The sequence below is a fragment of the Collinsella tanakaei genome (assembly GCF_016902615.1).
GTDB classification, from domain to species: domain Bacteria; phylum Actinomycetota; class Coriobacteriia; order Coriobacteriales; family Coriobacteriaceae; genus Collinsella; species Collinsella tanakaei_A.
Window position 1 is genome coordinate 1 of record NZ_JACJMB010000006.1, and the last position, 14,918, is coordinate 14,918.

The following is a 14,918-nucleotide window of genomic DNA, read 5'->3' on the forward strand; positions in this document are numbered from 1 at the left end:
GGGGCGGGGGTTGTTTGGTGCCAGGGGGCGGGCGAGCGCCCTCGGGGTGGCACCAAACTACCCCGTCCCCGATGAGGACACAGACCTATTCGGCTGCGCTGTCCTTGCGCTCGGGTTCCCACTGATAGAAATAGGTGTCGAAATTCGTCAGGTCGTCGCTTCCCGCCTCGCGCATGGGCTGCAGGATCTCATCGTTGTGCGACGACATCGACTCCCCTTGGGGAATGGAGAGGGAGACGTCCCACGAATCGCAGATCTGGTCAACGCGGCCGTACATCCACTCGGCAAGCTGGCGCATGTGGTCGATATCCTCGCGATAGACCGTGTCTTCCGGAGCCTCCAGGGCGTCGATCTGATCGATGGTCGTCTGGATGGCATCGCGCAGCGCGTAGGCGCTCTCGGACGCCTCGGTGCGCGCAGTCAGGTCCGACAGCAGATAGTTGCTGTTGAACGAGTCGATAACCTCGCCGATGTTGCTGTCGCTGTTGTAGGAATCGATCTGGTGGTAGATGATCGTGAGCTTATCGAACACCTCGTCGTCGGTAAGCGGGCCGGAATCTTGCGGCTCGGTGGGGTTCACGCCCGACCCGTCGGTCGCTGCGTTGTCCGAGTCGCCCGTCTCGCTCAGCTGCCTGCTCGGGAAGGCCTCACGAGCCGCAGCGCGAAACGCATCGTAGAAACCGGGCATGACACCCAGAGGATCCATCGTGACAAACGCGGTCGCGCCGCCCGCGAGCGCGACGACCAGCAGCACGGCAACAAGCTTGCCCCAGTGGCGCCGACGGGGGTGATACGGGTCCTCATCGACCGCACGCGCCTTGCGCCTGCTCGAACGGGGCGCCTCGAGGTCCTCGCGAGAGAGCACGTTGGTAGAGGAAGGGTCCACGGAATCGTCGAGCACTCGGCCGGCACTCACCGGCTCCACGCGCGGGGCCTCCGTCTGGATGAGCGACTTCGTCAGCCGCGGGAAGCTCGCGGTCTTTCCCGCCGCGAGGTCGGATGAGGAGGAATCCGTCGACAGGATGCCCGGGGCGGGCCTGCCGCATTTCGGGCACGTGCGATCGTGGAGGGAGAGCCGGGCGCCGCAGCCCTCGCAGAACACGAACTCATCGGTATTCGCAGGACCGACGTAGCCGTGGCAATGCGGACAGAACGTCTCGCCGTCACCGATGGTTTTGAGACAGTGCGGGCAGATCACGAAGCTCCCTCATTTCAAGCTCGAACGCTACGGGCACAGCATACCACCTCGCCCGGACATCGCGTGGCATCGCCAAACAGCATCAACGCGACTGCGTGCACGCTCCGCATAGCCGTCGAGCACCGAAAACGATGGCCGGCCCATGCCGGAGCGCGCCTTTCGCGCACCGGGTGTCAACCAAAAAATCCACGTGAGATGGAGCGTATAGGGTACCTCAGCGTTTGCGTTTGCCCATCTTCACCTTGATGCCCTCGCTGGACTGTACGACGCGGCGGCGCTGGCGCTGGCGCGCGTCGGCCTTCTCGCGGGCGACCTCCTCGATCGCCGCATTCTGGGCACGCTCGAGCTCCCGGGTCTCCTTGCTGCGGGCGACCCGGCTGCGCACGCGATGGATGAGGCGCCGCGGCGCCGACCCCGTGGAGGTGACCTTTCTCCCCCGCTTGCCCAGCGACATCTTCACGCCGCGGCCGAACCCGGTCGCAGACCTGCTCTGGCGCTCGGGAGCGCGCCCGATGAGGGCCGCCAAGGCGAAGAAGAGCCCCATGCCGACAAGGGAGATGCCGATGGTAAGCGCCAGGAGCCCAAACGGAAGCGCGGCTATGGAGAAAAACTCGGGGAACAGACCGATGCTGATCAGGAGGCCGGCGATGACGCAGATGAACAGCGCAGCGCGCAGGCGCGTGAAGGGCCAGGAGATGCGCCAGATGAGGCTGCAGCTCACCGATGCTGTGGCGATCAGGCACATCGTCGAGAGGGTCTGGGTGTCGAGCTGGGCTGTCGCGCCCGCGAACATGCACAACCCGCACGCAACGAGCACGGCGATCGAGGCGGGGACGCAGCGCTTCAGCACATTCGTCAGGAAGCGTCCGCGAACCCGCGCACGGTTCGGCTCGAGGGCGAGCACGAAGCTCGGGAAGCCGATGCAGAAGAAGTTGATGATCGTCATCGTTATCGGCTGGAAGGGATAAGGCGGGCAGAAGATGCAGATTGCCGCGAGCCCCATGGAGAAGAGCGTCTTGGTGAGGAACAGCGCGGCGGAGCGCTGCAGGTTGTTGATGGAGCGTCGGCCCTCGGCGACGACCTCGGGCATCGAGGCGAAATCGTTGTCGACGAGCACGATCTCGGCGACGTTGCGCGCCGCATCGGAGCCCGCGGCCATGGCGACCGAGCAGTCGGCCTCCTTCAGGGCGAGGACGTCGTTCACGCCGTCTCCGGTCATGGCCACCGTATGCCCCCGGCGCTTGAGGGCGACGACGAGCTCGCGCTTCTGCTGGGGCGTGACGCGCCCGAAGACGTGGTAGCGGTCGATCGCCGCATCGAGGCGCGCGGGCGTATCGAGCGTCGTGGCGTCGACATACGCATCGGCGCCCGGGATCCCGACGACCTTCGCGATGGAGGACACGGTGCGCGGGTCGTCGCCGGAGATGACGTTGAGCTCGACGCCCTGCTGCTTGAAGTAGCGGATGGTGTCGGCAGCCGAGGAGCGGATCTCGTCGCGGATCGTCACAAGGCCGATGGGCCGCGCGCTCCCGACCATATCGCCCGTCTCGGTAAAGCCGTCCACCTGCGCGATCACGAGAACTCGGCAGGTCTCGGCGAACCCGTTCACAGTGCCCTCGAGCGCGGCGAAGGTATCGGGGGCGAGGCAGAACTGGGCGGCACCCATGATGAACGAGCCGTTCGCGAAGGTCGCACCGCTCCACTTCTTCGTGGAGGAGAACGGGATGACCGCCTGGGCGCGCGGCACGTCGACGGTGCGGCGCGCATAGTAGTTCAGGACCGCACGGCAGGTTTCGTTGGCATCCGCCTCGGTCGCGCGCGCGATACCGCACAGCGCCGCGTGGACCTCGGTGGCGCGTGCGGAGGCGGCATCGTCGGCGACGACCGCCCAGCCATCGTCGTCAAGGGCGTAGACGCCCGCTACCTCCATATGGCCCGATGTGATGGTGCCCGTCTTGTCAAGACACAACACGTCGACGCGCGCGAGCGTCTCGATGCAGTAGAGCTGCTGCGCGAGCACCTTGCGGCGCGCGAGGCGAAACGTCGCGATCGCGAGCACGGAAGACGTGAGCAGCACGAGCCCCTGGGGGATCATGCCGAGAAGGGCCCCCACCGTCGACAGGATCGCCTGGGAGATGTCCCCCCAGGCGGCGGAGCCGCTCAGCAGCCAACCGACGATCGAGGTGGAAGGGTCCGCCGCGCTGGCCGCCCACGCCGCATACGATTCGTGTGCGCTCGAGAAGAACAGGGCGATACCGAGCGGAACCATGATGACGCTCGCGAAGCGCACGATGGCGTTCAGCGCGTTCATGATCTCGGAGTTGACCTTCTTGACGTACTTCGCCTCGTTGTTGATGCGCGCGACGTAGTTCTCCGCGCCGACGTGCTCGACGCGCGCGCAGATGACGCCGGAGTCGATGAAGCTGCCGCTCATGAGGTTCGAGCCCGGGGTCTTGCGGATCAGGTCGCTCTCGCCGGTGAGCAGGCTCTCGTTCACGGAGGCCTCGCCCTGCACGACAACGGCGTCGGCGGGAATCTGGTCGCCGCGGCCGAGGCGGATGAGGTCGTCCTGCACGATCTGGTCGAGGTCGATCTCGCAGTCGGCACCGTCGCGTATGACCGTCGCCCGCTTGCTCACAAGCAGCGTCAGCTTGTCCACCATGCGCTTGGAGCGCAGCGCCTGGAAGATGCCGATGCCGGTGTTCAGGATGACGATGAGCAGGAAGGTCAGGTTCTTGAGGGAGCCGGTCGCGATGACCAGCACGGCCAGGATGATATTGATGAGATTGAACAGCGTGCAGGTGTTCTCGATGATAAGCTCGCGGACCGATTTGGTCTTGAGCTCCATATTCACGTTGACCTTGCCGGCCTCGATGCGCTGCCTCACCTCTTCGAGCGTGAGGCCCTTGAGTTCTTGAGTATCCGGCATCTGGGAACCGGTGTCCGCGGTCGTCGTGTCGGCCATAAGACTCCTCTGAATATGAGAAGAGAACCGCACGGCTCGCCCCGCGGTTCTCCCCCATCAAGCGTTTATGCAAACGCGCAGCTGCAATGGTGCCCCATGTCGGATTCGAACCAACGGCCTTCTGCTCCGGAGGCAGACGCTCTAATCCCCTGAGCTAATGGGGCGCACAAACACGAGTATAGCGCCGGGCCGGCGCGGGCGCCATAGTCATTTTGCCCCGTCCCCGATGGAGACACGTGTCATGGCGGTTAAGAAATCAGTCGGACACAGGCCGGTGTCCGCGCGTTGGTATACACTGCTCTGCTACACATACCATACCCGCAAACGATAGGAGACCCATGATCGCCATTCTGCGCAACAGCGCATCAGACGAGGCCGTCGGCCACCTCATATCGTGGATCGAGGGCAAGGGCCTCACCACGCATGTTTCCCGTGGCGAAAACGAGATCGTCATCGGCCTCGTGGGCGACACGACCCGCATCGACCCGTTCTTGCTCGAATCCATGGATATCGTCGAGCGCGTCCAACGCGTTTCCGAGCCCTTCAAGAAGGCGAACCGCAAGTTCCACCCGACCGACACCGTCGTCGACTGCGGCCACGGCGTGAAGATCGGCGGCGGCCACTTCCAGGTCATCGCCGGACCCTGCTCGGTCGAGGGCAGAAACCTCATCGACATCGCACGCCGCGTACACGCCGCGGGCGCCACGATGCTGCGCGGCGGCGCCTTCAAGCCCCGCACCTCCCCGTATTCCTACCAGGGCATGGGCGAGGCGGGCCTCGACCTTCTGCTCGAGGCCGGATCTGAGCTCGATATGCCCGTCGTGACCGAGATCATGGACCCCCGCGATGTCGAGCTGTTCGTGGACCGCGGCGTCGACGTCATGCAGATCGGCGCGCGCAACGCGCAGAACTTCAGCCTGCTGAAGGAGGTCGGCCGCACCAAGACGCCTGTCCTGCTGAAGCGCGGCATGTCCGGCACCGTCGATGAGCTCCTCATGGCCGCCGAGTACATCATGAGCGAGGGCAACGACAACGTCATCCTGTGCGAGCGCGGCATCCGCACGTTTGAGACGCGCACGCGCAACACGTTCGACCTGAACGCCGTGCCGGTCCTCCACTACCTGTCGCATCTGCCCGTCGTCGCGGACCCAAGCCATGCGACCGGCTATACGCGCTATGTCGAGCCGATGGCGCTCGCTGCCTGCGCCGCCGGGGCGGACGGCCTCGAGATCGAGGTCCACGACTGCCCAGAGAAGGCCTGGTCCGACGGCGCCCAGGCGCTGACGCCCGATCAGTTCGACCGTACGATGGAGCGCATCCGGGCCATCCGCTTCGTCATCGCTGAAGACCATGAGTAGCGACCAGCAAGCCCGGGGCCTGAGCGTCGGCATCGTCGGGTTGGGACTCATCGGCGGCAGCTTCGCCCGCGCCTATGCGGCCGCCGGCGCGCGCGTCTTCGCGTTCGATCCCAATGAGGACACGATGGGGGCCGCGCGGGTGGAGACGGTGGCCGGCGAGTTCGACGACACGACGGTGCCCTGCTGCGACCTGATCGTGCTCGCCGCCTATCCGCAGGCCTGCCTCACCTGGCTGCACGACCATGCGGAGCTGCTCGGCAGCATCTCCGACCCTGCACGCGGAACGGGACCTGTGGTGATCGACACGGCAGGCGTCAAGACGGCGGTCTGCCGCGAGGCGTTCGCCCTTGCAGCGCAGCACGGTTTCGCCTTCGTCGGCGTCCACCCCATGGCGGGTACGGAGAACTCGGGGTTCGCCTATGCCCGCGCCGACCTCTTCCGCGGTGCCCCGGTCGTGCTCACGCCCCCTGCGCTCGACGACATCTCCCGCCTCATGCTCCTCGACCGCGTGCACACGCTGCTCGCCCCGGCCGGTTTCGGGACCTACAGCGTCACGACCCCCGAGGAGCACGACGCCGTCATCGCCTTCACGAGCCAGCTCGCGCACGTGGTGTCGAACGCCTACGTGAAGAGCCCGACCGCCCAGGAGCACCATGGCTTCTCGGCGGGCAGCTATCGCGACCTGACGCGCGTCGCGCACCTGAACGCGCCCATGTGGGCCGAGCTCATGCTCGACAACGCGGACAACCTGAGTCGGGAGATCTCGATGCTGATCGACGCCCTCGCGGCCTATCGCGATGCGCTCGATGCCGGCGATTTCGAGCGCCTGCGCATGCTGCTCGCCGAGGGTGACCGCATCAAGCGCGCCCTCGATGACGCACGGGACGACGAGTCGGAATACGAGGGGAAGTAGGCAGCCATGCACACCATTGACGTCAACACGGGACGCCCCTATCGCGTCCATGTCGGGACCTTTCTGCTCGAGCGCGTCGGCGAGACGTGCCGCGAGGTCGCCGGCGGCGAGCGCGCCTGCATCGTGACGGACACCAACGTCGGCCCGCTGTACGCAAATCCCGTCCGCCAGGGCCTGGCCGAGGCGGGCTATGAGGTCGACATCTTCACCTTCGAGGCGGGCGAGGCGAACAAGCGCGCCGGCACCTACATCTCGATCCTCGAGTTCCTCGCCGAGCGCGCCTACACGCGCTCCGACGTCGTCGTCGCCCTCGGCGGCGGCGTGACGGGTGATATGGCGGGCTTCGCCGCGGCGACCTACATGCGCGGCTGCGCCTATGTCCAGGTCCCGACGAGTCTGCTCGCCATGGTCGACTCCTCGGTGGGCGGCAAATGCGCCATCGACCTCTCGTCCGGCAAGAACCTCGCCGGCGCGTTCTGGCAGCCCGCGGCGGTGCTCGCAGACATCGGCTGCCTCGCGACGCTCGATGACGCCCAGTTCGCCGACGGCTGCGGCGAGGTCGTGAAACACGCGGCCATCGCCGATCCCGACCTGTTCTGCGCGCTCGAGCGCACGCCCCTCACCCCCGAGCTGCTGCGCGAGAACGTGCCACTCGTCGAGGAGCTCGTCGCGCGCAACATCGACATCAAGCGCGCGGTCGTCGAGATGGACGAGCGCGAGACCCAGGCGCGCAAGCTCCTGAACTTCGGGCACAGCATCGGCCACGCCGTCGAGGCGAGCGAGAACTACCGTCTCGGCCACGGAACCTGCGTCGCCATCGGCATGACGGCGATCTCGCGCGCCGCGGCCGCACTCGGCGCATGCGATACGACCGTGCCGGAGCGCATCGAGACTGCCTGCGCCGCCCACGGCCTGACGACGCGTACCGAGCGCACCCTCGACGAGATCTTCGACGCCGCGCTCCACGACAAGAAGCGCCACGGGGACACCATCGATGTGGTCATCCCCCGCCGGATCGGCGCCTGCTCCATCGAAACGGTATCCCTGGCAACATTCCGCGACCTCATCGCCGAGGGAATCGGCGCGAAAGGAAAGTGATGGCATCCATGCTCGCCCGCATCCACCCGACCCCGCTTTCCGGTACCGTCCCCGCGATCGCGTCGAAATCGATGGCGCACCGCCTCATCATCGCCGCGGCCCTCTCGAGCGGCACGACCCATGTCATCTGCAACACGACCTGCGCCGACATCGAGGCGACCGTGCGCTGCCTCTCCGCCCTCGGCGCGCGCATCGAGACGGTCGATGACGGGTTCGAAGTGCACCCCGTCCCCAAGAGCATCGAGCTCGGGATCTTGAAGGCGTTCCAGGGGGTGACGCTCGACTGCGGGGAATCGGGCAGCACGCTTCGCTTCATGCTCCCCGTCGCCTGCGCCCTCGGCGCCAACGCCCGCTTCATCGGGGCCGGGCGCTTGGGCCAGCGCCCCTTGTCGCCCCTATCCGACGAGCTCATGGCAGCCGGCTCCTCGATCGCCGGGCAGGGCGGTTTCCCGCTCACCTGCGAGGGCCGCATGCGCCCCGGGCACTTCGTGCTGTCCGGCAACGTGAGCTCGCAGTTCATCTCCGGTCTGCTCCTGGCGTTCCCGCTGCTGCCCGGCTCGAGCGACATCGAGGTGCGCGGCCGCATCGAGAGCCGCCCGTACATCAACCTCACGATTCAGGCGCTCAAGCTCTTCGGCGTCGACATCGCCGTCGAGCGCTCCATCGCGCCGAACGGCATCGACGAGATGACGACGTTTCGCTTCGCAAACACGCCGTACCGCACGCCCGGCGAGGTCACCGTCGAGGGCGACTGGTCGAACGCGGCGTTTTGGCTGTGCGCCGGCGCCCTGTCGACCGCGCCGGTCGAGGTGAGCGGCATCTCGCTCACCTCCGCGCAGGGCGACCGCAATGTTCTCGCGGCCCTCTCGCGCTTCGGAGCCCGCACGAAGCGCGCGCCGCAGGCCGCCATCGTCGAGCCCGACGGGCTGCATGCGTTCTCGATGAGCGCCCAGGACATCCCCGACCTCGTCCCCATCATCGCCGCCGTCGCCTCCTGCGCGGAAGGAACGACCATCATCAAGGACTGCGCGCGCCTGCGCATCAAGGAGTCCGACCGTCTCGCCACGACCGCCTCGGAGCTCTGCGCGCTCGGCGCACGCGTCGTCATCGACCACGACAGCCTCGTGATCCACGGTCAGCCCACCTTGACCGGCGGTACGGTGGACGCGCACAACGACCACCGCATCGCCATGATGGCCGCCATCGCCGCCGAGCGCTGCGAGGGCGATGTCCTCATCCACGGCGCCGAGGCGGTCAACAAGTCGTATCCGACGTTCTTCGAGCACTACCGCATGCTCGGCGGGCGCGTCGAGCTCATCGAGGAGTAGGCCCATGGCCTCAGTATTCGGACATTCCCTGACGCTTTCGGTCTTCGGCCAGTCGCACTCCCCCGCCATCGGCTGCACCCTCGACGGCCTGCCGGCGGGTATCCCCCTCGACGTCGAGGAGCTGCAGCGGTTTTTGGCCCGCCGCGCCCCGGGACGCTCAGCTACCGCCACGACGCGCAAGGAGGCGGATCGCCCCGAGATCCTCTCGGGTATCACCGACGGGCACACGAACGGCGCACCGTTTTCGGCCATCATCCGCAACACCAACACGCGCTCCCAGGACTATGCCGAGCTCAGGCGCATCCCGCGCCCCGGACACGCCGACTATCCCGCGCGCGTGAAGTACGCGAACCAGCACGACGTGGCGGGCGGCGGCCACTTCTCGGGCCGCCTTACCGCCCCTGTCTGCATCGCCGGCGGCCTGTGCCTGCAGGCCCTCGAGCGCGCAGGCGTGCACGTCGTGGCGCATATCGCCCAACTCGGCGTCGACCGCATCGCCGACGAGGCGCTCGATTCGCTCCGCTATCGTCCCGAGCAGCGCGCGGCGATCCGCGCGAACGCGCTGCCGACGATATCGGATACCGCGGCCGAGCAGATGACCCAGGTGATCCTCGCGGCGAAGTCCGAGCTCGACAGCGTGGGCGGCATCATCGAATGCGCCGCATACGGCATGCCCACCGGCGTCGGCGACCCCATGTTCGACGGCATCGAGAACCGTATCGCGCAAGCCGCCTTCGGCATTCCCGCCGTAAAGGGCGTCGAGTTCGGCGCGGGGTTCGGCGCGGCGGCGCTCACGGGCAGCGAGAACAACGACCCCTACCGCATGGAGGACGGCCGCATCGCCCCGCAGACGAACAACGCCGGCGGCATCCTCGGCGGCATCACGACCGGTGCCCCCATCATCTGGCGCATGGCCGTCAAGCCGACCCCCTCCATCGGGCGCACGCAGATGAGCGTCGACATGGACGCCGGCGAGAACAGCGACCTCAAGGTGCGCGGTCGGCACGATCCCTGCATCGTTCCGCGCGCCGTGCCCGTCGCTGAGGCCGTATGCGCCCTCGCGCTCGTCGACGCCCTGCTCGACGACGGCTTCGCGCATCTTTTCGCCGACGCGCAAGCATCCCCATCGACCGATATCGACTAAACCCAGAGGAGCACCATGGACCTCGCGGACATCAGAACACGAATTGACGAGATCGACAACGGCATCCTGGCGCTGTTCGCCGAGCGCATGGAGCTTGCCGCCGACGTCGCCGCCTCGAAGCGCGCGACCGGCAAGGCCGTCTTCGACCCGGCGCGCGAGCGCGACAAGCTCTACCGCCTCGTCACGGCGGCGCCTGACGCCATCAAGCCTGAGGTCGCGAGCCTGTTCTCCCTCCTCATGAGCATGAACAAGGCAGCGCAGCTCAAGATTCTGAACGCGGACCGGACGGACAGCGCCGCTGCGCAGGCGAAAGCGGCCCTTCTGGCCCAGGACACGCCCTTCCCCATGACGGCGACGGTCGCCTGCCAGGGCGTCGAGGGCGCCTACAGCCAGATCGCCGCCTGCCGCCTGTTCTCCACGCCGAAGATCACGTTCCACCCCACGTTCGAGGGCGTGTTCCGCGCGGTTCGCGACGGCGCATGCGAATACGGCGTGCTGCCGATCGAGAACTCGACCGCAGGCTCCGTGAACGCCGTGTACGACCTGCTCGCCGAGTACCGGTTCTCCATCGTCCGGTCGCTGAGGCTGAAGATCGACCACCAGCTGCTCGCCAAGCCCGGCGTCGCGCTTGCGGATGTCCATGAGGTTTTCTCGCATGAGCAGGCCATCGCCCAGTGCTCTGAGCTCCTCGACCGCCTCGGCGTGCGCGTGCACGTGTGCGAGAACACCGCGCGCGCCGCCGAGCTCGTGGCCACGAGCGACCGCACCGACATCGCGGCGCTCTCCTCGCGAAGCTGCGCGGCCCTCTACGGTCTCGACGTGCTTGCGAAGGACGTCCAGGACGAGGGCAACAACTACACCCGCTTCGTGGTGATCTCCGCCACCCCGCAGGTGTTTCCCGGAGCGACCCGGACCTCGCTCATGGTCACGCTGCCGCATGCCCCCGGCGCCCTCTACCGGGTGCTCGAGCGGCTCTACGCCCTCGACATCAACCTCGTCAAGCTCGAAAGCCGCCCCATCCCCAACCGCGACTTCGAGTTCCTGTTCTACTTCGACCTCGACTGCCCGTATGGCAGCCCCGCGCTCGACACGCTGCTCGATGCGCTCGATGACGTCTGCGAGCGCTACACCTACATCGGCTCGTATACGGAGGTGGTCTAGATGGCACCGTCCGCACCCTACGGCGTGCTCGGGCGCACGCTCGGCCACAGCTACACGCCGATCATCTACCGCGAGCTTGCGGGCCTTGACTATGTGCGCTTCGAGCGCGAGCCCGATCAGCTCGAGGCGTTTCTTGCCGGCGACGAGTGGGCGGGCGTGAACGTCACGATCCCCTATAAGCGCGCAGTCATCCCCTACCTTTCGGAGCTGAGCGACATCGCCCGCAGGCTCGGCAACGTGAACACCATCACCCGCCTGCCCGACGGCGGGCTGCGCGGCGACAACACGGATTATTTCGGCTTCCAGATGCTCGTTGAATCGCTCGGCATCGAGCTTTCCGGCGCCCGGGCGCTCGTCCTCGGCGGCTCGGGCGGAGCCGGCACGACGGCGCGATGCGTGCTGGAGGACCTGGGCGCCGAGGCGATCTCGGTCGGGCGCACGGGGGCGGTGACCTATGACGATCTTGACGGCTACCGCGACGTCGACCTCATCGTCAACTGCACGCCCGTCGGCATGTATCCGGCCTGCCCCGCCTCGCCCATCGCCCTCGAGGGCTTCACCGAGCTCTCCGCCGTCATCGACATCGTGTACAACCCTGCGCGCACGGGCATCATGATGCAGGCGGAACGGCTCGGCATCCCCAGCGCCGGCGGCCTCATGATGCTCGTTGCGCAGGCGGCGGCCGCCGTCGAGCGCTACATCGGCACGCCACCCGATCGCGCGCAGGTGCGCGAGCTCACCTGCGCCCTGTCCGCCACCGAGCAAAACATCGCCTTCATCGGCATGCCGGGTAGCGGCAAGACGCGCGTGGGCCAGCAGGTGGCCGCCCTGCTCGGGCGCACCCACGTGGACGCGGACGCTGCCTTCGAAAAGCGCTGTGGCATGCCCGCGGGCGCCTACATCACCGCATATGGGGAGGAGGCGTTCCGTCGCGAGGAGACCGCCTGCCTGGAGGAGCTTGGACGCAGATCCGGCATCGTCATCTCCTGCGGCGGCGGCGTCGTGACGCGCCCGGAGAACTACGCGCTGCTGCATCAGAACAGCATGATCGTGATGCTGAACCGGCCGCTGAACGAGCTCTCCTCGAAGGGGCGCCCTATCAGCGCCCGCGACGGCGTGGAGAAGCTCGCGGCGGAGCGCATGGACCTCTACCGCGCTTGGGCGGACCTCATCGTCGATTCGCGCGACTGCGCCCCGGCGACCGCACGCGCCGTCTTAGAGTTCCTGCCGCGCATGCTGGACGACACCCGCGAGAACTAGGAGGACGACATGAGAGCGCTCGTGCTCAACGGACCGAATCTCAATCTGCTCGGGCTGCGGGAGCCTGACATCTACGGACGCGAGACCTACGATGACCTCGTCGCGCTCTGTCAGCGCGCCGGGGCAGCGGCCGGCTTCGAACTCGTGGACGTAAGGCAGTCGAACCATGAGGGCGACCTCATCGATTGGATCCAAGAGGCGTACGGGACCTTTGACGGCATCGTCATCAACCCTGCCGCCTACACGCACACGAGCGTCGGGCTGCTCGACGCTTGCAAGGCGGTGAGCCTGCCGGTCGTCGAGGTCCACATCTCGGCGGTGGAGGAGCGCGAGGACTTCCGCCAGGTATCCTACGTTCGTGCCGCCTGTTTCGCCACGATCACCGGCGAAGGTCTCGCCGGCTATGCGCACGCCCTGGAGCTTTTAGCGGACCGCTTGCAGCGCCGCGGCGCATAAGGCAAACGTTCGCATCCGCGGCCCCGCATCACCTGGCTGCGCCGAGGTTATAGTATTTCATACAGGACGGGTATTCGACACACAGGGGGCGCGAAGCGTGCGGGACGGCATCGGGATCTGGGCGCGCAGGCGGATCGTTGCGGCTCGTCATGGCATCTCCCAGCTACCCGATGCGATCACGTCAGGTGCCCTCTACACCCTGCTGTTCGCGACGATCATCTGGCTGTTCGGCACCGCGCACATCATGATCATCTCGCCCATCGTGGTGATCTTTCGCGGCCGGCGCCGCAAGATGTTCCCGTTATCGCTCATCCCCCGCGTCATCGTCACGCTGCTTATCCTGAACGTGCTCGCCCATCTCGCGACGCTCAATATCGTCTTCTGCTTCGCGCTCAACATCCTCGTCCCCTTCCTGCTCGTCATGGTGCAGGCAAGCCAGTTCGCGCCCAAGGCGTACTTCGGCTACGTCATGGCGTTCGTGTTTTTAGAGCTCCGCCCTCTCGCGCTCGACGACTTCCTTGTTCAGCTGGCCGTCACCGCCTATGCCGCCTGCATCCTCGGCGCGGTGCTGCTCGTCATGAGGTGGCAGCGCGTGCGCGAGGGCAGCACCGATTTCAATCTTGCCGAAAGCTTGGAGCGCCTCGCGTCGCTGCTCGACCGGCTGGCGGACGGCGCGAAGGTCGTCGATGTGCACAGCGAGCTCACCGAGATCGAACGCGACTACGACCGCCTGTGCATAAACGACCGCCGCCTCATCCGTACGCCCGATGCCACCTCGCTTCGCTACCATCTCGTCGCCACGCTCTTCCAGCGTGCCATCTACCTCATCGATGACGCGTCGTGGCAGCGCGGTGTGGGCGAGGGGCTCTCCATTGAGGCCCTGCACGATGTCGCTTCGATGATCAGGCAGGTCAAGGCCGCCCGGACGCCCGAGGAGCGCGCCGTGGTGCACCGCTGCCTGCAGATGATGCTCGATATGGTGGAGCTGCCCGACGGGCGTATACGCGTCTTCTTCCGCAGCATCCTGCACATCCTCATGCTCATCGTCTCCGACCCCGTCATCCGACCCCGGGGCCTCAAACAGCGCATCAAACCGGCACGCGAGTCCGTCGAGCGCCTGCTGATGTCGCTCAATCCCGATACGTTCCAGTTCCGCTTCGCCACGCGTTTGGCGATCGTCATGACCCTCACCTGCTCATTCAGCCTGCTCACCGGCTTAAATCACGCCTACTGGCTGCCCTTGAACGCGTTTTTGCTGCTGATGCCGAGCTACGAGGAGAGCTCGCATCGCATGGTCACCCGACCCGTGGGCACGCTCATCGGCTGCTTCGTGTCGTTTCTCGTCGTACAGGTGCTCAAAGACCCCATCGAGATCTACGTGTTCTGCATGGTCATCATCACGCTCCTCTACGCCTGCACCCCGGGAAGCTGGGTCCAGGCGATCTTCGCGACATCGTTTGCGCTCACGATGTGCTCGCTCACGATGGCGGAGACGACCGCCATGGCGCTACGCGTGCTCTACGTCTGCCTTGCCGCTCTGATCGTGCTCGCGGTCAATCGTCTCGTGATGCCCTCGACCAAAGAACGAATCTATGCGGGCAACCGCAGGCAGTTGTTTGAAACCTGTCGATCATATTGGGGTATCGTCATCGACAGCATCGATGGCGATATCGAGCTCGGCCAGGCGGCCGACATGCTCTCGGATTTCCATCTGATCTACGAGCAGGCCTACAGCTACGCGCAGGAAATCGACGACGAAGCCGAGCGCACGGCGGAATGCCGACACCTCGTGACGCTTTGGCATATGTTCTCCGAGGTGGAGCAGATCGAGTACCTCGTCCTTGCCGGTGAGGTCGATGGGCGAGACAGCGTCGTGCTGCGGCAGGTTGCCTCACGCTTGGGCGACAAGGTCGTACCGGCCCAACGTGGGTGCCTGGCCGTCGCGCTTGCCGCCGAGATCCGCTCCGATGAGATACGCTACGCCCTGGTGCACTATATCGAAAACGCCCTCGCGCTCACTTGAGGGAGCGCGAGGGC

The 14,918-nt window shown here is 66.4% G+C and carries 11 protein-coding genes and 1 tRNA gene; 9 read left to right on the forward strand and 3 right to left on the reverse strand.

Annotated features, from left to right (window positions below; all coding sequences use genetic code 11):
- Positions 1-85: 85 nt before the first annotated feature.
- From H6A21_RS03215 to H6A21_RS03225, 3 genes are all read right to left on the reverse strand, one after another.
- Positions 86-1,198 (reverse strand): double zinc ribbon domain-containing protein, encoded by a 1,113-nt coding sequence (locus tag H6A21_RS03215; protein ID WP_204560171.1) that lies wholly within the window; start codon positions 1,196-1,198, stop codon positions 86-88.
- Between the two features lie 214 nt (positions 1,199-1,412).
- On the reverse strand, positions 1,413-4,163 hold the full coding sequence (locus tag H6A21_RS03220; protein ID WP_239462617.1) for an HAD-IC family P-type ATPase: 2,751 nt from the start codon (positions 4,161-4,163) through the stop codon (positions 1,413-1,415).
- Between the two features lie 87 nt (positions 4,164-4,250).
- Positions 4,251-4,327 (reverse strand) — tRNA-Arg (locus H6A21_RS03225).
- 174 nt (positions 4,328-4,501) lie between these two features.
- On the opposite strand from H6A21_RS03225, the gene aroF reads away from it, so the two are divergent.
- The 9 genes from aroF (at position 4,502) to H6A21_RS11210 (ending at position 14,904) form a co-directional block, all read left to right on the forward strand.
- A complete protein-coding gene (gene aroF, locus H6A21_RS03230) occupies positions 4,502-5,521 on the forward strand; it encodes a 3-deoxy-7-phosphoheptulonate synthase (RefSeq protein WP_204560173.1) in 1,020 nt (339 codons plus the stop codon).
- Positions 5,514-6,434 carry a prephenate dehydrogenase gene (locus H6A21_RS03235; RefSeq protein WP_204560175.1) on the forward strand — a complete coding sequence of 307 codons (921 nt, stop codon included), beginning with the start codon at positions 5,514-5,516 and terminating at the stop codon, positions 6,432-6,434. Before aroF ends, H6A21_RS03235 begins: the two co-directional genes overlap by 8 nt.
- A gap of 6 nt (positions 6,435-6,440) precedes the next feature.
- A complete protein-coding gene (gene aroB, locus H6A21_RS03240) occupies positions 6,441-7,532 on the forward strand; it encodes a 3-dehydroquinate synthase (RefSeq protein ID WP_204560177.1) in 1,092 nt (363 codons plus the stop codon).
- Positions 7,532-8,860, forward strand: coding sequence for a 3-phosphoshikimate 1-carboxyvinyltransferase (gene aroA / locus H6A21_RS03245; protein WP_342636045.1), 1,329 nt, complete (start codon positions 7,532-7,534; stop codon positions 8,858-8,860). The genes aroB and aroA overlap by 1 nt, the downstream gene beginning before the upstream one ends.
- A 4-nt stretch (positions 8,861-8,864) precedes the next feature.
- A complete protein-coding gene (aroC, locus tag H6A21_RS03250) occupies positions 8,865-10,004 on the forward strand; it encodes a chorismate synthase (RefSeq protein WP_204560179.1) in 1,140 nt (379 codons plus the stop codon).
- Positions 10,005-10,019: 15 nt separating this feature from the next.
- Entirely contained in the window at positions 10,020-11,165 is a 1,146-nt protein-coding gene (locus H6A21_RS03255; RefSeq protein ID WP_204560181.1) for a bifunctional chorismate mutase/prephenate dehydratase, read from the forward strand.
- Positions 11,166-12,425, forward strand: a complete 1,260-nt coding sequence (locus H6A21_RS03260; protein WP_204560183.1) for a shikimate kinase — start codon at positions 11,166-11,168, stop codon at positions 12,423-12,425.
- Between the two features lie 9 nt (positions 12,426-12,434).
- Positions 12,435-12,881, forward strand: coding sequence for a type II 3-dehydroquinate dehydratase (aroQ, locus tag H6A21_RS03265; protein WP_204560185.1), 447 nt, complete (start codon positions 12,435-12,437; stop codon positions 12,879-12,881).
- A 97-nt stretch (positions 12,882-12,978) separates the two neighbouring features.
- Entirely contained in the window at positions 12,979-14,904 is a 1,926-nt protein-coding gene (locus H6A21_RS11210) for an FUSC family protein (protein WP_204560187.1), read from the forward strand.
- Positions 14,905-14,918 lie beyond the last annotated feature (14 nt).

Excerpts from the sequence above, each read along its gene's own strand:
- aroQ (WP_204560185.1), top strand. The coding sequence starts at position 12,435 with ATGAGAGCGCTCGTGCTCAACGGACCGAATCTCAATCTGCTCGGGCTG.
- aroF (WP_204560173.1), top strand. The coding sequence starts at position 4,502 with ATGATCGCCATTCTGCGCAACAGCGCATCAGACGAGGCCGTCGGCCAC.
- H6A21_RS03235 (WP_204560175.1), top strand. The coding sequence starts at position 5,514 with ATGAGTAGCGACCAGCAAGCCCGGGGCCTGAGCGTCGGCATCGTCGGG.
- aroC (WP_204560179.1), top strand. The coding sequence starts at position 8,865 with ATGGCCTCAGTATTCGGACATTCCCTGACGCTTTCGGTCTTCGGCCAG.
- H6A21_RS03220 (WP_239462617.1), bottom strand. The coding sequence starts at position 4,163 with ATGGCCGACACGACGACCGCGGACACCGGTTCCCAGATGCCGGATACT.
- H6A21_RS03260 (WP_204560183.1), top strand. The coding sequence starts at position 11,166 with ATGGCACCGTCCGCACCCTACGGCGTGCTCGGGCGCACGCTCGGCCAC.
- aroB (WP_204560177.1), top strand. The coding sequence starts at position 6,441 with ATGCACACCATTGACGTCAACACGGGACGCCCCTATCGCGTCCATGTC.
- aroA (WP_342636045.1), top strand. The coding sequence starts at position 7,532 with ATGGCATCCATGCTCGCCCGCATCCACCCGACCCCGCTTTCCGGTACC.
- H6A21_RS03255 (WP_204560181.1), top strand. The coding sequence starts at position 10,020 with ATGGACCTCGCGGACATCAGAACACGAATTGACGAGATCGACAACGGC.